This window comes from Pectobacterium brasiliense (genome assembly GCF_013449685.1).
Lineage (GTDB): Bacteria > Pseudomonadota > Gammaproteobacteria > Enterobacterales > Enterobacteriaceae > Pectobacterium > Pectobacterium brasiliense_A.
In genome coordinates, this window is record NZ_JACDSF010000061.1 from 1 (window position 1) to 321 (window position 321).

Consider the following 321-nt stretch of genomic DNA (forward strand, 5'->3'; position numbering starts at 1 on the left):
TTGTTCCAGATTGTTAAAGAGCAAAATTTCGCAGTGCACCCAAACAGGTACACTCTGAAATTTTCTATACAGCGAGTAGTGATGGTGGAGCTATGCGGGATCGAACCGCAGACCTCCTGCGTGCAAGGCAGGCGCTCTCCCAGCTGAGCTATAACCCCATCGTTGCTTACAGATACCTTAGATACCACTCACGGAAGAGTTGGTAGGCCTGAGTGGACTTGAACCACCGACCTCACCCTTATCAGGGGTGCGCTCTAACCACCTGAGCTACAAGCCTATTAAGGTATTTCTGCTCGTTATTTTCATCAGACAATCTGTGTG

General features: G+C 48.9%; 2 tRNA genes. Both read right to left on the reverse strand.

Going from position 1 to position 321, the window contains the following annotated elements:
- Positions 1-82: 82 nt before the first annotated feature.
- Positions 83-158 (reverse strand) — tRNA-Ala (locus H0248_RS19355).
- Between the two features lie 42 nt (positions 159-200).
- Positions 201-277, reverse strand: a tRNA-Ile gene (locus H0248_RS19360).
- Positions 278-321: the final 44 nt, after the last annotated feature.